Source organism: Williamsia muralis NBRC 105860 (assembly GCF_001598915.1).
In the GTDB taxonomy this organism is placed as follows: Bacteria; Actinomycetota; Actinomycetes; order Mycobacteriales; family Mycobacteriaceae; genus Williamsia; species Williamsia muralis.
Window position 1 is genome coordinate 383,773 of record NZ_BDAP01000003.1, and the last position, 20,437, is coordinate 404,209.

At 65.6% G+C, this 20,437-nt stretch carries 19 protein-coding genes; 11 read left to right on the forward strand and 8 right to left on the reverse strand.

Annotation, left to right across the window (positions count from 1 at the left end; genetic code table 11):
* Positions 1-51: 51 nt before the first annotated feature.
* From zwf to tkt, 3 genes are read right to left on the reverse strand one after another with little or no spacing between them, the layout of a single operon-like run.
* On the reverse strand, positions 52-1,593 hold the full coding sequence (gene zwf, locus WIMU1_RS13860) for a glucose-6-phosphate dehydrogenase (protein WP_062798031.1): 1,542 nt from the start codon (positions 1,591-1,593) through the stop codon (positions 52-54).
* A 4-nt stretch (positions 1,594-1,597) separates the two neighbouring features.
* On the reverse strand, positions 1,598-2,722 hold the full coding sequence (gene tal / locus WIMU1_RS13865) for a transaldolase (RefSeq protein WP_062798033.1): 1,125 nt from the start codon (positions 2,720-2,722) through the stop codon (positions 1,598-1,600).
* A gap of 31 nt (positions 2,723-2,753) precedes the next feature.
* Positions 2,754-4,841, reverse strand: coding sequence for a transketolase (gene tkt / locus WIMU1_RS13870; protein ID WP_062798035.1), 2,088 nt, complete (start codon positions 4,839-4,841; stop codon positions 2,754-2,756).
* A 304-nt stretch (positions 4,842-5,145) separates the two neighbouring features.
* Here tkt and WIMU1_RS13875 point away from each other — a divergent pair, with 304 nt between their 5' ends.
* Both WIMU1_RS13875 and WIMU1_RS13880 read left to right on the forward strand, forming a co-directional pair.
* On the forward strand, positions 5,146-6,066 hold the full coding sequence (locus tag WIMU1_RS13875) for a heme o synthase (RefSeq protein WP_062798037.1): 921 nt from the start codon (positions 5,146-5,148) through the stop codon (positions 6,064-6,066).
* Positions 6,067-6,112: 46 nt separating this feature from the next.
* Positions 6,113-7,312: an Rv0361 family membrane protein gene (locus tag WIMU1_RS13880; RefSeq protein WP_062798039.1), complete on the forward strand. Its 1,200-nt coding sequence runs from the start codon at positions 6,113-6,115 to the stop codon at positions 7,310-7,312.
* Between the two features lie 18 nt (positions 7,313-7,330).
* On the opposite strand, the gene WIMU1_RS13885 is transcribed toward WIMU1_RS13880, so the two are convergent.
* Positions 7,331-8,299, reverse strand: coding sequence for a quinone oxidoreductase family protein (locus tag WIMU1_RS13885; RefSeq protein WP_062798042.1), 969 nt, complete (start codon positions 8,297-8,299; stop codon positions 7,331-7,333).
* Between the two features lie 72 nt (positions 8,300-8,371).
* On the opposite strand from WIMU1_RS13885, the gene WIMU1_RS13890 reads away from it, so the two are divergent.
* Complete coding sequence (locus WIMU1_RS13890) at positions 8,372-8,665, forward strand: hypothetical protein (RefSeq protein ID WP_062798044.1); 294 nt, start codon at positions 8,372-8,374, stop codon at positions 8,663-8,665.
* Positions 8,666-8,692: 27 nt separating this feature from the next.
* Here the strand turns inward: WIMU1_RS13890 and WIMU1_RS13895 are convergent, their stop codons facing one another.
* The 4 genes from WIMU1_RS13895 to mptB form a co-directional block, all read right to left on the reverse strand.
* Positions 8,693-9,676, reverse strand: a complete 984-nt coding sequence (locus tag WIMU1_RS13895) for a COX15/CtaA family protein (RefSeq protein WP_062798046.1) — start codon at positions 9,674-9,676, stop codon at positions 8,693-8,695.
* Between the two features lie 51 nt (positions 9,677-9,727).
* Positions 9,728-10,507 (reverse strand): ABC transporter permease, encoded by a 780-nt coding sequence (locus tag WIMU1_RS13900; protein ID WP_023959384.1) that lies wholly within the window; start codon positions 10,505-10,507, stop codon positions 9,728-9,730.
* The gene (locus WIMU1_RS13905; RefSeq protein WP_062798047.1) at positions 10,504-11,469 is read right to left on the reverse strand and encodes an ABC transporter ATP-binding protein; all 966 of its coding nucleotides are present in this window, start codon (positions 11,467-11,469) and stop codon (positions 10,504-10,506) included. Before WIMU1_RS13905 ends, WIMU1_RS13900 begins: the two co-directional genes overlap by 4 nt.
* 70 nt (positions 11,470-11,539) lie before the next feature.
* Positions 11,540-13,321: a polyprenol phosphomannose-dependent alpha 1,6 mannosyltransferase MptB gene (gene mptB / locus WIMU1_RS13910; RefSeq protein ID WP_062798590.1), complete on the reverse strand. Its 1,782-nt coding sequence runs from the start codon at positions 13,319-13,321 to the stop codon at positions 11,540-11,542.
* Positions 13,322-13,546: 225 nt separating this feature from the next.
* Here mptB and WIMU1_RS13915 point away from each other — a divergent pair, with 225 nt between their 5' ends.
* The 8 genes from WIMU1_RS13915 to WIMU1_RS13950 are packed head-to-tail and all read left to right on the forward strand — an operon-like array spanning position 13,547 to position 20,412.
* Complete coding sequence (locus WIMU1_RS13915) at positions 13,547-14,353, forward strand: helix-turn-helix transcriptional regulator (protein WP_084248248.1); 807 nt, start codon at positions 13,547-13,549, stop codon at positions 14,351-14,353.
* Positions 14,350-15,807: a Fe-S cluster assembly protein SufB gene (gene sufB, locus WIMU1_RS13920; RefSeq protein WP_023959376.1), complete on the forward strand. Its 1,458-nt coding sequence runs from the start codon at positions 14,350-14,352 to the stop codon at positions 15,805-15,807. Before WIMU1_RS13915 ends, sufB begins: the two co-directional genes overlap by 4 nt.
* Positions 15,804-16,994 carry a Fe-S cluster assembly protein SufD gene (gene sufD / locus WIMU1_RS13925; protein WP_062798049.1) on the forward strand — a complete coding sequence of 397 codons (1,191 nt, stop codon included), beginning with the start codon at positions 15,804-15,806 and terminating at the stop codon, positions 16,992-16,994. Before sufB ends, sufD begins: the two co-directional genes overlap by 4 nt.
* A 52-nt stretch (positions 16,995-17,046) precedes the next feature.
* The gene (gene sufC, locus WIMU1_RS13930) at positions 17,047-17,817 is read left to right on the forward strand and encodes a Fe-S cluster assembly ATPase SufC (protein ID WP_062798052.1); all 771 of its coding nucleotides are present in this window, start codon (positions 17,047-17,049) and stop codon (positions 17,815-17,817) included.
* A 25-nt stretch (positions 17,818-17,842) separates the two neighbouring features.
* The gene (locus WIMU1_RS13935) at positions 17,843-19,144 is read left to right on the forward strand and encodes a SufS family cysteine desulfurase (protein ID WP_371850298.1); all 1,302 of its coding nucleotides are present in this window, start codon (positions 17,843-17,845) and stop codon (positions 19,142-19,144) included.
* On the forward strand, positions 19,144-19,632 hold the full coding sequence (gene sufU / locus WIMU1_RS13940) for a Fe-S cluster assembly sulfur transfer protein SufU (protein WP_062798054.1): 489 nt from the start codon (positions 19,144-19,146) through the stop codon (positions 19,630-19,632). Before WIMU1_RS13935 ends, sufU begins: the two co-directional genes overlap by 1 nt.
* The gene (locus WIMU1_RS13945) at positions 19,629-20,000 is read left to right on the forward strand and encodes a metal-sulfur cluster assembly factor (RefSeq protein ID WP_023959366.1); all 372 of its coding nucleotides are present in this window, start codon (positions 19,629-19,631) and stop codon (positions 19,998-20,000) included. The genes sufU and WIMU1_RS13945 overlap by 4 nt, the downstream gene beginning before the upstream one ends.
* A gap of 13 nt (positions 20,001-20,013) precedes the next feature.
* Positions 20,014-20,412, forward strand: coding sequence for a DnaJ family domain-containing protein (locus WIMU1_RS13950; protein WP_062798055.1), 399 nt, complete (start codon positions 20,014-20,016; stop codon positions 20,410-20,412).
* The last annotated feature ends 25 nt before the right edge of the window (positions 20,413-20,437 follow it).

Consider the following 20,437-nt stretch of genomic DNA (forward strand, 5'->3'; position numbering starts at 1 on the left):
CAACTCCTTGGTCGCCCTCGCAGCGCTGCTGCTCCATCTGCCCGACACCGATCACGGACGTCGCCAGGTCCGTCCGTGCCGGGCCAGCATCTCCTCGGCCGATCTCGGACCCCAGGTGCCCGATTCATAGCCGTCGGGCTTTCCGTTCGCTGCCCAGTGTTCGAGCACCGGGTCGAGGATCTTCCAGGACAGTTCGACCTCGGCATTGACCGGGAACAGCGATGGCTCGCCGAGCAGCACATCGAGGATCAGACGCTCGTACGCCTCGGGGGACGACTCGGTGAAGGCCTGCCCGTAACTGAAGTCCATGTTGACGTCCCGGACCTCCATGGACGACCCCGGCACCTTCGACCCGAAACGCAACGTGATGCCCTCGTCCGGCTGTACCCGGATCACCAGTGCGTTCTGGCTGAGCTCTTCGGTCATCGTCTGATCGAACGGCAGGTGCGGCGCGCGCTTGAACACCAGTGCGATCTCGGTGACCCTGCGGCCCAGGCGCTTTCCCGTCCGTAGGTAGAAGGGGACGCCCGCCCACCGCCTGCTGTCGACCTCGAGTGCGATGGCGGCGAAGGTCTCGGTGGTCGAGTCCGCGGCAAAGCCCTTCTCGTCCTTGAGCCCCGGCACCTCTTCGCTGCCCTGCCAGCCGGCTTCGTACTGTCCGCGTGCGGTGTTCTCGTCGAGCGGCAGGATGTTGCGTGTTGCGGAGAGGACCTTGATCTTCTCGGTCTGCAGTTCGTGTGGTTCGAACGAGATGGGTTCTTCCATCGCGATCAGGGCCATCAGCTGGATCAGGTGGTTCTGGATCACATCGCGGGCGGCGCCGATGCCGTCGTAGTAACCGGCCCGGCCTCCGAGTCCGATGTCCTCAGCCATCGTGATCTGCACGTGGTCCACGTAGTGCGAGCTCCACACCGGATCGAACAGCTGGTTGGCAAAGCGCAGCGCCAGGATGTTCTGCACGGTCTCTTTGCCGAGGTAGTGGTCGATGCGGAACACGGAGTGCTCCGGGAAGACGGTGTTCACCACCGAGTTCAGCTCTTTCGCGCTCTCCAGGTCGTGCCCGAACGGCTTCTCGATGACCACGCGCCGCCAATGGTCGTCGGACTGCTCGGCCAGCCCCGACTTCGACAGCTGCTCACACACCACCGGGAAGGCCGCCGGCGGGATCGACAGGTAGAAGGCGTGATTACCCTCAGTTCCGCGCTTCTCGTCGAGTTCACCGAGGGTGTCCCGGAGCTTCTCGAAGGCCGTGTCATCGTCGAACGTGCCCTGGACGAACCGGAAGCCCTCGCTGAGCCGCTCCCAGACGTCCTCGCGGAACGGCGTACGGGAATGAGCGCGCACGGCGTCGTGCACCACCTCGGAGAAGTCCTCGTGGTCCCAGTCCCGGCGGGCGAATCCGACCAGCGCGAAACCGGGGGGTAGGAGCCCCCGGTTCGCGAGGTCGTACACCGCGGGCATCAACTTGCGCTTCGCGAGGTCGCCGGTCACGCCGAAGATGACAAGACTGCTGGGCCCGGCGATGCGGGGCAGACGCTTGTCACGGTCGTCGCGCAGCGGATTCGTCCACTGCCCGGCTGCGTCCTTGGCCAAGGGATCAGGCCTTCGAGCCGGCTGCCAACTGTTCCGCGGTGGCGTCGAGCAGTTCCTGCCACGCCACCTCGAACTTCTCCACGCCCTCGTTCTCCAGCGTCAGGAAGACGTCGGTGAGGTCGACCCCGATCCCGGAGAGCGCATCGAACACCTCCTGCGACGCGGGACCCTGGCCGATGATCGAGTTGGGGTTGACCTTCCCATGATCAGCGAAGGCATCCATCGTCTTCTCGGGCATCGTGTTCACCGTTCCGGGGGCCACCAGCTCGCCGACGTACAGGGTGTCCGGCAGACTCGGGTCCTTGACGCCGGTGGAGGCCCACAGTGGGCGTTGGGCATTGGCCCCAGCGGCGGCCAGTGCGCGGAAGCGCGGCTGCTCCTCGAACACCTTCTGGTAGGCGACGTAGGCGAGTCGGGCGTTGGCCAGGCCGGCCTTTCCCTTGAGTGCCTTCGCCTCGTCGCTGCCGATGGCATCGAGTCGCTTGTCGATCTCGGTGTCCACGCGAGAGACGAAGAACGATGCGACCGAATGGATCTTGGACAGATCGTGCCCCGCTGCCGATGCCTTCTCCAGGCCCTCGATGTAGGCGCCCATGACCAGCTCATAACGTTCGACCGAGAAGATCAACGTCACGTTCACGCTGATGCCCTCGGCGATGACCTTGGTGATGGCCGGGATGCCCGCTTCTGTTGCCGGGATCTTGATCAGCAGGTTGGGACGATCGACGATCTTCCACAGCTCCACCGCCTGCGCCACGGTCTGGTCGGAGTCGTGGGCGAGACGCGGGTCGACCTCGATCGAGACCCGCCCGTCGACACCCTTGGATGCCTCGTACTGCGGGGCGAGCACGTCGCACGCGTTGCGCACGTCGTCCGTGGTGACCGTGCGGATGGTGGCATCCACATCGGCGCCGCGGGCGGCCAGCTCGTTGACCTGATCGTCGTAGGCGTTGCCCTTGGACAATGCCGCCTGGAAAATCGACGGGTTGGTGGTGACACCCACCACCGACTTGGTGGCGATCAGTTCGGCGAGATTGCCGGACTGGATGCGGGTGCGAGAGAGATCGTCGAGCCAGACCGAGACGCCGGCCTGGGACAGTGCGGCAAGATTGGCGTTCTGTTCGCTCATTTTGCGCTCCAATTCAAGTGTTGTGCAGATCTCAGTTGGTTTTTGCGACCGAACGCTCGGCGGCGGCGATGACGGCCTCTGCGGTGATACCGAACTTCTCGTAGAGCACCTTGTAGTCGGCAGAGGCGCCATAGTGCTCGATGGACACGATCTCACCGGCGTCGCCGACGAGGCGGTACCACGGCATCGCGATACCGGCTTCCACGACCACTCGGGCCTTCACCGTGGGCGGCAGCACCGAATCGCGGTAGCTGCTGTCCTGCTCGTCGAACCACTCCACGCATGGCATCGACACGACGCGGGCATTGATTCCCTTGTCCTTCAAGGCCTTTTGCGCCTCGACGGCGAGGTACACCTCGGACCCGGTGCCGATCAGGATGACCTGAGGATCTCCCTCGGGCTCTGACAGGACGTATCCGCCCTTCGCCACACCCTCGGCCGACGTTCCCTCCAGGATCGGGATGTTCTGCCGGGTGAGCGCCAGCCCGACCGGATTGTGCCGCCGGGTCATGATGGCCTGCCATGCGTAGGCCGTCTCGTTGGCGTCGCCGGGGCGCACCACGTCGAGATCGGGGATCGCGCGCAGCGCCGCCAGGTGCTCGATCGGTTGGTGGGTGGGTCCGTCCTCGCCCAGCCCGATCGAGTCGTGGGTCCACACATAGATGGGATCGGTCTTCATCAGCGCGGCCAGTCGCACGGCCGGCCGCATGTAGTCGGCGAACTGAAGGAACGTTCCGCCGTATGCGCGGGTCGGTCCGTGCCGGACGATGCCCGACAAGATCGCACCCATCGCGTGTTCACGGATGCCGAAGTGCAGCGTGCGCCCGTACGGGTTCGCGCTCCAGTTCTTGGTGCTGATCCCGGTGGGGCCGAAGGACGCGGCTCCGTCCATGGTGGTGTTGTTGCTGCCTGCGAGGTCAGCGGAACCACCCCATAGTTCGGGCAGAACGGGTCCGAGAGCTGAGAGCACCTTGCCCGACGCCGATCGGGTGGCCACATCCTTGTCGCCGACCTCCCACTTGGGGAGCGCATCGGTCCAGCCGTCGGGCAGGCCGTTCACCACGAGGCGGTCGAGCAGAGCCTTGCGGTCCGGATTCGCCTCGGCCCACTCGTCGAACGACTTCTCCCAGGCCTTGCGCCGTTCGGCGCCCCGGTCCACGAGCTGCCGGGTGTGCGCGATGACCTCGTCCGCGACCTCGAACGTCTGGTCGGGGTCGAATCCCAGCAGCTTCTTGGTCTCGGCGACCTCATCATCACCGAGCGCGCTGCCGTGGGCGCTGCCGGTGTTCATCTTGTTGGGCGCGGGGTAGCCGATGATGGTGCGCAAGACGATGATCGACGGCTTGTCGATCACGGCCTTGGCCTTCTCGACGGCCTCTTCGATCGCGGTGACGTTCTCGCCGCCCTCGACGTGCTGGACGTGCCAGCCGTATGCCTCATAGCGAGCGGCGACGTCCTCGGACAGCGCGATGTCGGTGTCGTCTTCGATCGAGATGTGGTTCTTGTCGTAGAACACGATGAGGTTGCCCAGCTGCTGGGTGCCTGCCAGTGAGCTGGCCTCCGAGGTGACGCCCTCTTCGATGTCGCCGTCGGAAGCGATCACGTAGATGTAGTGGTCGAACGCACTCTGGCCGACCGGTGCGTCCGGATCGAACAGTCCACGCTCGTAGCGGGCCGCCATCGCCATCCCGACCGACGAGGCAAGTCCCTGACCGAGCGGCCCGGTGGTCATCTCCACGCCGCGCGTGTGGCGGTACTCGGGATGGCCGGGCGTCTTGGACTCGTAGGTGCGCAGCGCCTTCAGATCGTCGAGTTCGAGGCCGAATCCGCCGAGGTAGAGCTGGATGTACAGCGTCAGGCTCGAGTGTCCGCAGGACAGGATGAAGCGGTCGCGGCCCATCCAGTCCGTATCCGTGGGGTCATGCCGCATCACTCGCTGGAACAGCGTGTAGGCCAGCGGCGCCAGGCTCATGGCTGTGCCGGGGTGTCCACTGCCGCATTTCTGAACCGCGTCTGCGGCCAGAACCCGCACTGTGTCAACGGCTTTGGTGTCCACCTCGCTCCAGTCAGCAGGGTGTGAGGGCTGTGTTAGCGCGCGAATCTCATCTGTTGCTGACACGATCGTGTGAACTCCTCCAAGCTCGACTTTCCGTACATGGCAGGCTGCGAACAGCCCACGTCAAGCCTAGACGTCTCCCGGTCCCATGGCGCGATACGGGACTGAATAACTCTCCGGTTCACCTTCGGGGACCTGACCGACGAGGTCAGGCGCCGGATCGGACCTCGATTGCCGTTCTGGGGTACCGGCCGTCTACCATTCCCTGTAGTAGATGAGCGAGTCAGGAGATCTAGTGCGGATTGGGGAACGTGTGAGCCGACACGGTTTCGCCTCCTCCCCAGCGTCAGGTGGTGAGGCTCCGCCCATGCAGCGCCCCACCAGCATGCGCGGGAGGATCTCGGGAACGGCATTGGCCTATCTCGCTCTCACCAAGCCACGGGTCATCGAGTTGCTCCTCGTGGCGACCATCCCCGTGATGCTGCTGGCCGACCGTGGTCGGGTGGACCTGGCCCTGATGGCCTGGACACTGCTGGGCGGCTGGCTCGGCGCGGCGAGCGCCAACACGCTCAACATGGTGGTCGACGCCGACATCGACCAGAAGATGAAGCGCACCGAACGCCGGCCTCTGGCCCGCCACGCGGTGTCCACCAGAAGCGCACTCATCTTCGGGATCGTGCTGGGCGCGGCATCGTTCGCGGTGTTGTCGACGATGGCAAACCTGCTCAGCGCCCTGTTGGTGATGGCGACAATCGCGTTCTACGTCTTCGTCTACACGATGGTGCTCAAGCGCCGTACGTGGCAGAACGTGGTGTGGGGCGGAGCGGCCGGATGTATGCCGACCCTCGTCGGCTGGGCTGCCGTCACCGGCAGCCTGAGCTGGCAGCCTGTGGTGCTGTTCATGGTGATCTTCTTCTGGACGCCACCGCACACCTGGGCGCTGGCGATGCGTTACAAAGAGGACTACCGCGCAGCGGGTGTGCCCATGCTCCCCGTCATCGCCACCGAGATCCAGGTCACCCGGCAGATGCTGTTCTATACGTGGGCGACGGTTCTCAGCACGCTGGTGTTGTGTCTGGCCACTGGCTGGATCTACACGGCCGTGGCCCTCGCCGCGGGCGGCTGGTTCATCTACGTGGTCCACAAGCTCTACCGCGCCACCCTGCGCGGTGAGGAAGTCACCCCGCTCAAGGTCTTCTTGCAGTCCAACGAATATCTCGCGATAGTCTTCTGCGGACTGGCGATCGATTCGGTGATCGGATTGCCGACGCTGACAAGCTTGTTCTGACGGGCACCACCGGCCGCTGGCCGGTGCGAGGTGATTTGGGGGAAACATGTCGTACCCACCTGGGCAGGGTCAGGGGCCCGGAAACAACGACTGGCGGCCGTATTCGGAGCCGACTCAGGTCGGCCAACCCCAGTTCGGTCCATCGCAGTACGGTCAGCAGCAGCCGCCGCCCGACAACGGTCAGGGCGGACAGTTCTATGGCCAGCCCGATCCCGCTTACAACCCGTATCAGCCCTACCCGGCTGCCGGCGGACAGTGGGGCCCGCCCCAGCCCCGAAAATCGCGCACGCCGCTGATCATCGGCCTCGTCGCGGTCGCAGTGCTCGTTGTCGTGGCTGTTGTGGTTGCACTCGTCGTCGCGCTCGGCGGGGGAGGGGCGAGCAGCGATCCGGAGTCAGCAGTGGAGGGGTATCTCACGGCGCTGTCCGACGGCGATGCCGCCAAGGCGCTGGACCTGTCAAAGTCGCCCGCGTCCGAACTCCTGCTCACCGACGACATCCTGAAACAACAGCAGGAAATCGCCAAGATCTCGGACATCTCGATCGTGGATGTCCAGAAGATGGGCGAAATGGCCACGGTCCAGGCCACCTACCAATTCGGAGACCGCAAGGCCGACGAGAGTTTTGTCCTGCACAAGACCGGGGATTCCTGGCGGCTGGACGAGGGCGTCGTCGCAGTGGACGTCAGCAGCCTCGGAGGCATTCCAGGGCTCACCGCCTTCGGCGTCCCTGTCGAGGGCGAGGCCAAGGTGTATGTGTTCCCCGGGCCCGTGAAGTGGGGCAGTGCCGACGAGAACTTCGCGGTCGTGAACGGCAAGGAAAAGGACTTCCCGGTCGCAGGGACAAGTTACGGGTCGTTCCCGGACCTGACTGCTGAACTCAGCGGCAAAGGACAGAACGCGGTGAATACAGCGGTCCAGGCCCACCTGGACGAGTGTGCGTTGTCGGTCCAGGTCGACGCGGCAACGGACAAGCCGGACTGTGGCCAGCGGACGTACGCCTACAACGCCGAACCGGGCTCGGCGAAATGGACTGCGCCGGCGCAATTGCCTGCCCTCGACTACCGCCTGGGATACGACAACCCCGAGGAAGTGTCGGTCGACGGCGAGATGGAGTGGTCGGTGACCTTCCGCACGACCGCGTCGGGTTCACGACCGGCCGAGACCAAGACGGAGACCGTCACGGACTACCTGTACGGCACCGTCGACCTGGCCCAGAATCCGCCGGTGTTCACACCCGAAGGATGACCGGCCTGCGCCTCAGGTCTACTGCGGCGTGAGGACAACCGACCCCGTGGTCGCCCGGGCGGCTAGATCGATGTGCGCCTGCCTCGCCTCGGCCAGTGGATACGAGTGGGCGACCCGCACGGTGACGCTGCCGTCGGCGATCCCGCTCATCACCTCACCGGCGCGCCACGCCAACTCTTCGGGGTCGGAGATGAAGTGTTTGAGGGTTGGCCGGGTGACCGACAGTGAGCCCGCGGCGTTGAGTCGTTGTAGGTCAAAGGGTGGGACCGGTCCGCTGGCCGCGCCGAAGAGAACAACGATTCCCCGGATCGCAGTCGCGGCGAGACTCTGTTCGAACGTGTCTGCACCCACGCCGTCATAGGCGACGGACACGCCCGCGCCACCGGTGAGGGAGCGCACCTGTTCGGCCACCTGGTCTCCGTATCGCAGCACTTCGTCGGCCCCCGCCCGCCGGGACAGGTCTTCCTTCGCGTCGTTCGACACGGTGGTGATGACCCGCAGTCCTCTGGCCTTGGCCATCTGGGTGAGCACCAGGCCGACGCCGCCTGCGCCGGCATGGACGAGGACGGTGTCGCCCGGGCGCGGGTGGGCGGCACCATCGAGCAGGTAGTGCGCAGTGATCCCCTGCAGCAGAGCGGACGCCGCGACGTCGTCGGCGATGGTCTCGGGTACGGCCACGGCGCGCGCTGCCGGCACCACGACGAGTTCGGCGTAGCTCGAGGGTGCATCGCACCACGCGACCCGCTGGCCGACCGACATCGAGTCGACATCGGGGCCGACCGCCACGACCTCACCGGCGCCTTCACTGCCCGGGATGAACGGCAGCGTCATCGGATACATGCCGGACCGCTGGTACGTGTCGATGAAGTTCACACCGATCGCCGCGGCGCGCACCAGGACCTCACCAAGACCGGGTTCGGGATCTGCGGTCTCGACCACATCCATCACTTCGGGCCCACCGTGCTGACTGACCTGGATCGCATGCATGACTCAGTTGTACCGAGCCCGTCAGAGTGTCCGGTGATCGGCCCCGCCGCGGTGCGCAATATGCTGTGACACATGAGCGACCACAAGGGTGTCATCTCGGCCATTTCGAAGTTCGTGGCCCGCGAGGGTGGTTCGGCCACCGCTGTCCTGCAGGGGATCGGCGCCTCAGGCGTCCGCATCACGCTGGTGGGCGGGGCGGGCGGAATCCTGGGCGATCAGGTGGTCCGGGACATGGAGACCGCAAAGCAGATCGTGGAACAGGTCGACGGGGTCGAGATCGGCGAGTGGGATCGCGACCTCACGTCGACGGTTGATGTCCGTCCCGGGCACTACCGCAAGATGGCCGGCTGGGTGGCCAACACCTAGACGGAAGCCGCCCCTTCCAGGGGGGCGTCAGACCGCTGCGGCCGTTCGTGGCTCGGCCGGCGACGCCGTCAGTGGATTCCCGGTTGATCGGGGACGCATTCCCACCCAGAGAGCTGCTGTTGCGGCAACGCAGGCTCCTGCTCCGGCGACGTGCATGACCACCAGCGCCGCGGGGATGTCGGTGAGGTACTGGGTGATCCCGATGACCGCCTGCGCTACGACCACAGCCACCACCACGTACAGCCGGCGTTTGAGCCTGCTCGGAGCGCCGACCGCGAACAGCGCGAAACCGATCGCCAGGAGCAGCGACAGGTAGGCGATCAGCAGATCGGCGTGTAGGTGCACGAGTGTGGTCACCTCGATCTTCAAGCGGGGAACCGGCTTGTCGATGCTCTTGTCACCGGCGTGCGGGCCGGCTCCGGTCACCATCGTTCCGGCGATCAGAACTCCGGTCATCACCACAGCCGACAGGACGGTGAGCCACCGGAGGGCAGCCGGGACCACGGGGACGGCTTGCACGTCATCTGGCTCGCGGACTTTCTCGAGCAGGAGTACGGACAACCACACCATGGCCATCGACAGCAGAAGGTGGATGGCGACCGTCCACCACAGCAGTCCGGTGAGCACGGTGATGCCGCCGACAACGGCCTGGACCACGGTGGACGCCGGCATCAGCCAGGCGTACACACGAACCTCGTACCTGCGTCGTGCCCTGGTGACAGCGATGACGATCAACGCGGCGGTGAGCACCACTGCGAACGTCAGGAGCCGGTTGCCGAACTCGACGGCCTGATGGATCGCGGCGACTTCGGGGTGCGCGGTGGGTGTGAAGCTGCCCGGGAAGCATTGGGGCCACGTCGGGCATCCCAGACCCGAGGACGTCACGCGGACCACCGATCCGGTGACCGCGATTCCCGCCTGGGTGAGCACCACCGCCAACGCCAGCAGGGTCTGGACGCGGAGCGAGGGGAGGGGGAGCCGGTCGACTAGCCGGACAAACAGGCGGTACACGCCTTCGATGGTAGGGGCAGGGCGAATGTGACCTGGGTCCAGGTGAGGCAATCAGGTGAAGCGGAAATACCGGACGGCGGCGATGCCCGCCGCGGCGCCCCAGATCGCCAGGACGGCGAGTCCGAACACATCGACAGAGCCCGCGGTCGCCTGGTGCAGTGCCTCGCTGAGGGCTCCGGACGGAGTGCATCGCGCAAACCATTCGACGAGGTCGGGAACGCGGTCCCCGATCACCACGATGGATCCGATGCCGATGAATGCGAACCACAGCAGATTGGCCAGGGCCAGCACAACTTCGGCTTTGAGTGTGCCTCCGAGGAGCAGTCCCATCGCCGAGAACGCCAGCGTGCCGATCGCGATCGCGATGATGCCGAGCAACAGCCCGCCGATCGACGGTCGCCAGCCCAGTGCTGCACCGATCAGACCGAGCACGACGGCCTGTCCGCTGACCACGATGGCCACCGCGACGGATTTGCCGACAATGACACCCCAACGTGGGAGGGGCGTGGCGCCCAATCGTTTCAGTGCGCCGTACCGACGGTCGAATCCGACGGCGATCGCCTGGCCGGTGAATGCGGTGGACATCACGGCCACGGTCATGATGGCGGGAACGAAGGTGTCCGTGCGAGATTCGTCGAAGTCACCGATCGGCAGGAGGCACAGCCCGATCAGCAATGTGATCGGGATGAACATCGTCAGGAGTTGCTGCTCGCCGTTGCGCAGCAGCAACATCAGCTCGATCCGGGACTGCGCCACGATCATCTGACGGATGGGGGCGGGTCTCGGACGTGGACTGAAAGTGCCGGCGGCGAAACGGTTCGGCGTGCTCATCCGCGCATGCCCCGGCCGGTCAGCTCGAGGAAGACATCTTCCAGGCTCCTGGTCTCGACCCGCAGGTCGGTGGCGAGGACATTGATCTTGGCGCACCACGACGTCACGGTGACCAGCACTTGCGGCGTCACCTGGCCGGTCACCAGGTAACCGCCGGGGGTCACCTCGGTGCACGAATACTCTTCGGGCAGAACAGTTCTGAGCAAAGTAAGGTCCAGTCCCCGTGGTGCTTGGAATCGCAGCTCGTTCTCGGCGCCGCGGCTGGTCAGTTCGGCGGGTGTGCCTTTGGCCACCTCGACACCGTGGTCGATGATGAGGACCTGGTCGGCCAGTTCCTCGGCTTCGTCCATCAGGTGTGTGGTGATCAGCACCGAGACCCCGTCGGCCCGCAGACGGTCGATCAGCTCCCACACCATGATCCGGGCGTGGGCGTCCATGCCGGCCGTCGGTTCATCGAGGAACACCACTTCGGGTCGACCCACCAGCGCGCAGGCCAGGGCGAGTCGTTGTTGCTGCCCACCGGACAGCCGCCGGTAGGAGGTTCGCTGGGCGTCGACGAGTCCGAGGTTCTCCAGGAGCCAGTCCGTGTCGATGGGGTCGGCGGAGTACGACGCGCACAGGCGCAGCATCTCGCCGGCCCGGGCGCCCGGATAGGCTCCGCCACCCTGGAGCATCACACCGATCCGGCTTCGCACTTGGTCGTTGTCGGCGAGTGGGTCCAAACCGAGGAGACTCACCTCGCCCTCGTCAGGGGCCTGAAATCCCTCGCAGATCTCGACGGTGGTGGTCTTACCCGCTCCGTTCGGACCGAGAATTGCCAGGATCTCGCCGCGCTGCAGTTCGAGGTCGAGGCCGCCCACGGCAGTGGTGTCACCAAAGCGTTTGACGAGTCCCTTGACCGACAGCGCGGGTCCATCGACGCCGACGCCGGCGATACCGGGGGCGGACGACGGGCTGCTCACAACCACCAAGAGTAAGCGCCCGTTTGCCCGGCTCGGTACACGGGTGAGGCGAAACCGGCGGCGTCGGCGGTCAGTTGTCGACCGCGGCCGGTGCCGCCTGGGCGACTTTGGCGCGCCGCCGGCGCTGCCAGGGCATCTCCTCGAAGAACAGGGCTGTGAGAATGGCCACCAACAGGACCGCGGCAACGATTGCCTCGGCCAGCTGGAAGCCGCGGGTGCCCGCCCCGGTGGGCAACACCACGACGGAGATGATCGCCGAGATCGACACCGAGATGATCCGGAACCACCGCCCTGTCGCCCATGCGGCGAGGGGGATGATGGCCCACAGCAGGTACCACGGCTGCACGAAGGGGAAGAAGAGCACGACGGTTCCCATCGCCAATCCCAGTGCGCCGACCGGGTGCAATCGGCCGGCCAGGGCCGCCAGGAGCCAGCGCACGACGAGGACTGCAGCAACCGCCTGCGCGGCCGGGCGCGCGACATCGAGCATTGCCTGGGTGTGGTCGCCCAGGCCGAGCAAGACCCCGATCCGTCCGGTCGTCACCGACAAGAACGTGGGCATGGACATCCACGAGCGCACCACGTCGCCGGTGGACAGCGTTTTGGTCCATCCGAAGCCGAGACCGGTGCCCACACAGATCGCCACCATCACCGCGACCAGGATGACGCCGAGGAACGCGGCCGACGCCGACAACGCTCCGAGACTGCGTCTGGACCGCTGCCAGTACTCGCGGGGAGGCGCGTGCCGCAGTGCCGGAAGGGTCGCTCCCCACCGACGGGCCAGCGCGATGCCGACAAATCCGAAGGCCAGGATGGACGCGATCTTGATCATGCAGGAGGCGGCGATCACGACGGCGCCCGCGATCAGCAGCAGCCCGGCCCGGCTGGGCCACACCGAACCGGGTCTTCGGAGCCGCTCGGGTGAGTCGAGTCCCCGGAAGCACAGTTCCATACCCGCGAGCATCAGCCCGAGCATCAGGGCTTCGTTGTGGATGCCGCCCACCAGATGCAGGATGAGCAGGGGATTCATCGCCCCCAGCCACAGCGCGGCCACCGGCGACACCCCGCACCGCTTCGCCAGTCGCGGCAGGGCCCACACGATCAGGCCCACGCCGAACAGGGCAAGCGCCCGATGCGCCACCAGCGCCGCGGGGATGTATTCGCCGGTGACGTGGGTGATGTTGTCGCCGAGCCACAGGAACAGCGGCCCGTAGGGCGCAGGCGTCTCGCGCCACAGGTTGGGGACCGATCTGGTGAAGACGTGGTCGATGCCCAGTCCGGCGGCGGGACTGACGACGTAGGGATCGAGGCCGCGGGCGGCGATCTCGCTCTGCGCGAGGTAGGAGTAGACGTCCTTGCTGAGCATCGGCGGGGCCACGACGAAGGGCATCAGCCAGACCAGCAACGTGCGGTCGGCTTGCCTGCGGGTCATCCGTCTCGGCGGGGCATGCCCTTTCATGACGTCGCCGCCCACTCGGCCGACCGCGAATCGGCCGAGGAGAAGCCACGCGAGGACGAGGATCACGGTGCCCGCGAGAGAGAAGGTCAGCGCTGTGGGCCACATTCGCGACGGCAGCGACAGCACGCGAGCACCGGCAAGTGGGTTCTGCAGCACCGGCAGTGCACCGGTCCCCAGTGAGCCGACCAGAACCAGCACCGCGCCGGTTGCGCCGAACAGACGAATCCGCAGCAGTCGCTTGGACTCGTCGCGGTTGAGTGGGCCCACCTCGCCCTCGTCGCCGTGCAGTCGCGCAACGGTGAGCCCGTAGTCGCCGGTGGCGTCGCGGTCAGGCGGGCCGTCCCCGTTCCGAAGCCCCAGGTAATCGAGGGATCGGCGGAAACCGGTACGCACAGGGGTCGATCGGGCCGGCGCCGATGCCTTCGGCTCGGGTTCGGTGACTGTGGTTTCCGGCACAGCAGAGACTGTAGTGGTCGCTCATGGGCAGCGGCCCGGGCCTGCATGTTCGTTGATCGTCGCCGCCTGAATGGTTAGAGAAAGTGGCCCTGAAAGGGTCGGCCCGACCAGGCAAGGGCACCCTTGGTGGAAATCGTCTCGTAATTCGGTAACACTTGTGTTGTGAAAACGGCTCACGAAATCTCGCATGCCTCGGACGTGGCATCGATCGACGCTGCGCCGGCAATCGACATTGCGGACGACGTGCACAGCCCGGTCCCGGTCACCCACGACGGACAGACCCGGTCCGCGGTGGTCACCCTCATCCTCGAGCAGGGCCCGGTGACCGCAGGTCACATCTCAGAAGCTCTCGGGATCACTCCCACCGCGGTCCGCCGCCATCTCGACGCCATGATCGCCTCGGGCGACGTCGTCGCGACCGCAGCCCCCCGCTACGCCCAACGGGGCCGGGGTCGTCCCGCCAAGCACTTTCAGCTCACCGCCGCAGGTCGCGGTCGTCTCAAGCACGCCTACGACGACCTCGCAGGCGCGGTGATGCGGCGTCTGCGGCGGATCGGTGGCGACGCAGCGGTCGAGGACTTCGCCCTCGAGCGTGCCGAGCAGATCGTGGCCGATGTGCCGGTGGCAGGGGATTCTGCCGCCGATCGGGAGGGCACCGCGCGAGAAATCGCCGAAGCTCTGACCGAAGCGGGATTTTCTGCGACCACCCGGCGCGTTGGTAATGGTGTGCAGATCTGCCAGCACCACTGCCCGGTCGCACATGTGGCAGCGGAGTTCCCTGAGTTCTGCGAGGCCGAAACGGCGGTCTTCACCAAAGTCCTCGGTACACACGTGCAGCGTCTGGCGACCATCGCCAACGGCGACTGCGCATGCACCACTCATGTGCCGCTTGCGAATCCGCAGGTGGCAAATCAGGTCGACGCCCAGCCCGCGTCGGCACCGGCAGCCTCCGGAAGGAGTCACTCATGACGGTCACAGACCCGACACCCACACAGGCAACTGCCGCTGCGGCAGTGCTGACGCAGGAAGAGACGATCGATTCGTTCGGCGCGTACGGGTACGGCTGGGCGGATTCCGACGTCGCGGGCGCCAGCGCCAAGCGCGGCATCTCCGAAGCCGTGGTCGCCGACATCTCGGCGAAGAAGAGCGAGCCCGAATGGATGCTCGCCGCACGTCTGAAGGCGTTGTCCATCTTCGAGCGCAAGCCCATGCCGAACTGGGGCTCGAACCTCGACGGCATCGACTTCGAGAACATCAAGTACTTCGTCCGCTCCAGCGAGAAGCAGGCAGCCACCTGGGACGACCTGCCCGCGGACATCAAGAACACCTACGACAAGCTCGGCATCCCCGAGGCCGAGAAGCAGCGTCTGGTGTCGGGTGTGGCAGCTCAGTACGAGTCCGAGGTCGTCTATCACTCGATCCGTGAGGATCTCGAGGCCCAGGGTGTGCTGTTCCTCGACACCGACACGGCCCTGCGTGAGCAGCCCGAACTGTTCCAGGAGTACTTCGGAACGGTCATCCCGGCCGGCGACAACAAGTTCTCCGCGTTGAACACCGCCGTCTGGTCCGGTGGATCCTTCATCTACGTCCCCCCGGGTGTGCACGTCGACATCCCGCTGCAGGCCTACTTCCGGATCAACACCGAGAACATGGGCCAGTTCGAGCGCACCCTGATCATCGTCGACGAAGGTGCATACGTGCACTACGTCGAGGGTTGCACCGCGCCGATCTACAAGACCGACTCGCTGCACTCGGCCGTGGTCGAGATCATCGTGAAGAAGGGTGGTCGCTGCCGGTACACCACCATTCAGAACTGGTCGAACAACGTTTACAACCTGGTCACCAAGCGGGCCAAGGCCGAGGCGGGCGCCACCATGGAGTGGGTCGACGGGAACATCGGCTCGAAGGTCACCATGAAGTACCCGGCCGTGTGGATGACCGGCGAGCACGCCAAGGGCGAGGTTCTGTCCGTGGCATTCGCCGGACCGGGCCAGCACCAGGACACCGGTTCCAAGATGGTGCACCTCGCGCCGAACACTTCGTCGAACATCGTCAGCAAGTCGGTTGCCCGTGGCGGTGGCCGGGCCTCCTACCGTGGGCTGGTCCAGATCAACAAGGGCGCGCACGGCAGCCGGTCGACCGTGAAATGCGATGCGTTGCTGGTCGACCAGATCTCGCGCAGTGACACCTACCCGTACGTCGACATCCGCGAGGACGACGTCACGATGGGTCACGAGGCGACCGTCTCGAAGGTCAGCGACGACCAGCTGTTCTACCTGATGAGCCGCGGCCTCACCGAGGACGAGGCCATGGCCATGGTCGTCCGTGGGTTCGTCGAGCCCATCGCCAAGGAATTGCCCATGGAGTACGCCCTCGAGCTGAACCGTCTGATCGAGCTGCAGATGGAGGGTTCGGTCGGATGAGTTCTCCCACTGGTGTGGTCGGCGCTGTCTCCGGCGAGAATCAGGGACCGGCGGTCAACAAGGGTGAGCAGTTCACCTCGTTCGACGTCAACGCATTCGAGATCCCGCGGTCGAAAGACGAGGCCTGGCGCTTCACGCCGTTCCGGCGCCTTCGCGGACTGCACGACGGCTCGGCGCAACCGACCGGACAGGCCACGGTCACCGTGGACGGTCTGGTGGAGGGAGCTCGCGTCGAGACTGTAGGGCGCGACGACGCCCGGCTGGGGCAGGGTGGCGTTCCCTTCGATCGCATTGCTGCACAGGCGTATTCGTCGTTCACCGAAGCCACGGTCGTGACCGTGGACAAGGAGACCGAGATCGCCTCACCGATCACGGTCACCATCGATGGCCCGGGCGAGGGCGAGACCGCGTTCGGTCATGTCCAGGTCCGGCTCGGTGCCTTCGCCAAGGCCGTGGTGGTCATCGACCAGCGGGGCAGCGGCACGTACGCCGAGAACATCGAGTTCGTGATCGGCGACAGCGCGCACCTGACAGTGGTGAACATCCACGACTGGGCCGACGACATGGTCCACGTCGCAGCCCACCATTCGCGGCTCGGACGTGACGCGGTGCTCCGGCACTTCGCGATCAGCCTCGGCGGAGACTTCATCCGGTTGAGCCCGGTGGTGCACTACGACGGTCCCGGCGGCGACGCGGAACTGTGGGGCCTGTACTTCGCCGATGCCGGACAGCATCTCGAACAGCACCTGCTGGTGGACCACTCGCAGCCGCATTGCCGGTCGAACGTCGTCTACAAGGGCGCGTTGCAGGGCGTCGCGGGTGACCGCAGCCGCGAGGCCCATACCGTGTGGGTCGGCGACGTGCTGATCCGAGCCGAGGCCGAGGGCACCGACACCTTCGAACTCAATCGCAATCTGATCCTCACCGACGGCGCCCGCGCCGACTCCGTCCCCAACCTGGAGATCGAGACCGGCGAGATCGTCGGAGCCGGACACGCAAGTGCCACCGGCCGATTCGACGACGAGCAGCTGTTCTACCTCCAGGCTCGTGGCATTCCCGAGGACCAGGCCCGCCGACTGGTGGTCCGTGGGTTCTTCGGTGAGGTCATCGCCAAGATCGGTGTGCCGGAACTGCGCGAGCGTCTCGAGGCGGCTGTGGAAGCCGAACTCGAGGTTGCAGGCGCCTGAGCCGCACCCAGCCCCAACACTTCAGCCCATACCAGCAAGGAATTCGATAACCGTGGCCATTTTGGAAATCCGCGATCTGCACGTCAACGTGAAGCAGACCGACACCGACGCCGAACCGATCACCATTCTCAAAGGTGTGAACCTGACCGTGGAGTCGGGCAAGACCCACGCCATCATGGGCCCCAACGGGTCGGGCAAGTCGACGCTCTCCTACGCGATCGCCGGTCACCCGAAGTACGAGGTCACCCAGGGTTCGATCACCCTCGACGGTGAGGACGTGCTCGAGATGACCGTCGACGAGCGCGCCCGGGCCGGTCTTTTCCTCGCGATGCAGTACCCGGTCGAGGTTCCCGGTGTGTCGATGTCGAACTTCCTCCGGACCGCTGCCACCGCCGTGCGCGGTGAGGCACCGAAGTTGCGTCACTGGGTCAAAGAGACCAAAGAAGCCATGACCGAACTCGAGATCGATCCGTCGTTCGGCGAGCGCAGCGTGAACGAAGGCTTCTCCGGTGGCGAGAAGAAGCGCCACGAGATCCTGCAGCTCGGGCTGCTCAAGCCGAAGATCGCCATCCTCGACGAGACCGACTCAGGCCTCGACGTCGATGCATTGCGCGTGGTCTCCGAAGGCGTGAACCGCTTCAAGGCGAACGAGAACGGTGGCGTGCTCCTGATCACCCACTACACCCGGATCCTGCGCTACATCCAGCCCGACCACGTGCATGTGTTCGTCGGTGGCCGGATCGTCGAATCCGGTGGCCCCGAGCTCGCCGACGAGCTCGAAGAAAACGGATACATCCGATTCACCCAGGCTGCGAACGCCTGAGGTTCGAACTTCCAGGAGGCCAGACGTGACGAGCATCGATCAGGCTGTAGCCCCGACATCGCATGAGGTCACCGCGCTGGACGTGACCGCGGTCCGTGCCGACTTCCCGATCTTGGGACGGACCGTGCGGGACGACAAGCCGCTCGTCTACCTCGACTCGGGGGCCACCAGCCAGCGGCCGGTACAGGTCCTCGACGCCGAGCGCGAGTTCCTGGTGACCCGTAACGCTGCGGTTCACCGCGGCGCGCATCAGCTGGCCGAAGAGGCCACCGACGCGTACGAGAACGCACGCGCGATCATCGCCGAGTTCGTCGGTGCCCAGTTCGACGAGTTGGTCTTCACCAAGAACGCCACCGAGTCGCTGAATCTGGTGACGTACACCTTGGGTGACGAGCAGAGCGCGGGCGTCCTGGGCGGCAAACCACTCGGACCCGGCGACACCGTGGTGATCACCGAACTCGAACACCACGCGAACCTCGTTCCGTGGCAGGAACTCTGCCGCCGGACCGGGGCGACGCTGCGCTGGTACGGCGTCACCGACGACGGCCGGATCGACCTCGACTCACTGGTGCTCGACGATTCGGTCAAGGTCGTCTCGTTCACCCATCAGTCGAACGTCACCGGCGCCATCGCCGATGTCCCGGAACTGGTTCGTCGCGCTCGCGCTGTAGGTGCCCTCGTTGTTCTTGATGCCTGCCAGTCGGTTCCTCACATGGTGGTGGACTTCACCGAGCTCGATGTGGACTTCGCCGCCTTCTCCGGCCACAAGATGTTCGGTCCCTCCGGTGTCGGTGTGCTGTTCGGCAAGCGTGCGTTGCTCGCCGAGCTACCGCCCTTCATCACGGGCGGCTCCATGATCGAGACCGTCACCATGGAGGTCTCCACCTACGCGCCGGCGCCCCAACGGTTCGAGGCCGGCGTTCCGATGACCTCTCAGGTCATCGGTTTGGGCGCCGCTGTGCGCTACCTGCAGGGACTGGGTATGGCGGCCGTTGCGGCACACGAACATTCGCTGACCGAAGCAGCCTTGAAGGCGCTGGCGGAGATCGACGGAGTACGCATCATCGGGCCGGCCACCGCAGATCGGCGCGGAGGTGCGGTGTCCTTTGTGGTCGACGGCATCCACGCGCACGATCTGGGGCAGATCCTCGATGACGAGGGTGTCGCGATCCGAGTTGGTCACCATTGCGCGTGGCCGCTGCACAAGCGTTTCGGGGTCGCCGCGACGGCGCGCGCTTCGTTCGCCGCGTACAACACCCTCGACGAGGTCGAGGCGCTCGCCAAGGCGATCGTCCGTGCCAAGGAGTTCTTCGGGGTCGGTGCCTGATGCGGATGGAGCAGATGTATCAGGAAGTGATCCTCGATCACTACAAGCACCCGCAGGGGCGAGGTCTGCGTGACCCGTTCGGTGCCGAGGTCCACCACGTCAACCCGACGTGCGGGGACGAGGTCACCTTGCGAGTACAGCTCTCCGACGACGGAGACAAGATCACCGATGTCTCGTACGACGGCCAGGGATGTTCGATCTCCCAGGCGTCCACGTCGGTGCTCTTCGAGCAGCTGGTGGGCCAGAACGTCCAGGAAGCCTTGGCGACCGTCGATGCGTTCAACCAGATGATGACGTCGCGGGGCACTGTCGACGGTGACGAAGAGGTCATCGGCGACGGAATCGCCTTCGCCGGAGTGAGCAAGTACCCGGCGCGCGTCAAGTGCGCGCTCCTGGGATGGATGGCATTCAAAGACGCGTTGGCACAGACGGTGGTCAACAGAGAAGCACCGGCCGACAACAACAAATCCGCTAGGGAGTCAGCATGAGCGATCAAGCCCCGCCGACAGAGATCAAGGCGCCTGAGGAAGTTCAGACCTCTCTGCCGAAGATCGAGGACATCGAGGAGGCCATGCGCGATGTGGTCGACCCCGAACTCGGTATCAATGTCGTCGACCTCGGCCTGGTCTACGGACTCGACGTCACCAATGATGCGGTCGCCAAGATCGACATGACACTGACCTCGGCGGCCTGCCCGTTGACCGACGTGATCGAGGATCAGACCCGGTCGGTCCTGGTGACATCCGGGCTGTGCACCGACATCGAACTGAACTGGGTGTGGCTGCCGCCGTGGGGCCCGGACAAGATCACCGACGACGGCCGCGAACAGCTGCGCGCGCTCGGCTTCACCGTCTGACCCTTCTGGGGCAGTGGCAGAAACGTTCGAGACCCGGATCGATCGGCTGATCCGGGAAGCACAAGAACGCGGCGAGTTCGACAACCTGCGCGGCGCCGGCCGCCCTCTTGATCTCAGCGATGCCGACGACCCCGAATGGTGGGCGAAGCGCAAGATCAAGGAAGAGAACCTTGACAGCTCGGCGCTGTTGCCTCCGACGCTTCAGTTACGCCGGGAGGCCCAAGGGTTTCCGGAATCGCTTGCCTCCCTCCGTGAGGAGTCGGCGGTGCGTCATGTCCTCGAAGTCTTCAATCGCCGGGTCCGGCGTGATCGGCTCGCGCCGAGTCTCGGGACGGCGTCCTATGTGATCGCCCGCACCGTGGATGTCGAGGCGATGGTGGAGCGATGGCGCGAACTCCGCCGAAGCAGATGACGTCGATCGCCGAGTTCGGATCGTC

What these genes read in the sequence shown, in the direction of transcription:
- tal (WP_062798033.1), bottom strand. Translation starts at nt 2,722, where the DNA reads ATGAGCGAACAGAACGCCAATCTTGCCGCACTGTCCCAGGCCGGCGTC.
- WIMU1_RS13875 (WP_062798037.1), top strand. Translation starts at nt 5,146, where the DNA reads ATGCAGCGCCCCACCAGCATGCGCGGGAGGATCTCGGGAACGGCATTG.
- WIMU1_RS13880 (WP_062798039.1), top strand. Translation starts at nt 6,113, where the DNA reads ATGTCGTACCCACCTGGGCAGGGTCAGGGGCCCGGAAACAACGACTGG.
- WIMU1_RS13885 (WP_062798042.1), bottom strand. Translation starts at nt 8,299, where the DNA reads ATGCATGCGATCCAGGTCAGTCAGCACGGTGGGCCCGAAGTGATGGAT.
- WIMU1_RS13890 (WP_062798044.1), top strand. Translation starts at nt 8,372, where the DNA reads ATGAGCGACCACAAGGGTGTCATCTCGGCCATTTCGAAGTTCGTGGCC.
- WIMU1_RS13900 (WP_023959384.1), bottom strand. Translation starts at nt 10,507, where the DNA reads ATGAGCACGCCGAACCGTTTCGCCGCCGGCACTTTCAGTCCACGTCCG.
- sufB (WP_023959376.1), top strand. Translation starts at nt 14,350, where the DNA reads ATGACGGTCACAGACCCGACACCCACACAGGCAACTGCCGCTGCGGCA.
- sufD (WP_062798049.1), top strand. Translation starts at nt 15,804, where the DNA reads ATGAGTTCTCCCACTGGTGTGGTCGGCGCTGTCTCCGGCGAGAATCAG.
- sufU (WP_062798054.1), top strand. Translation starts at nt 19,144, where the DNA reads ATGCGGATGGAGCAGATGTATCAGGAAGTGATCCTCGATCACTACAAG.
- WIMU1_RS13945 (WP_023959366.1), top strand. Translation starts at nt 19,629, where the DNA reads ATGAGCGATCAAGCCCCGCCGACAGAGATCAAGGCGCCTGAGGAAGTT.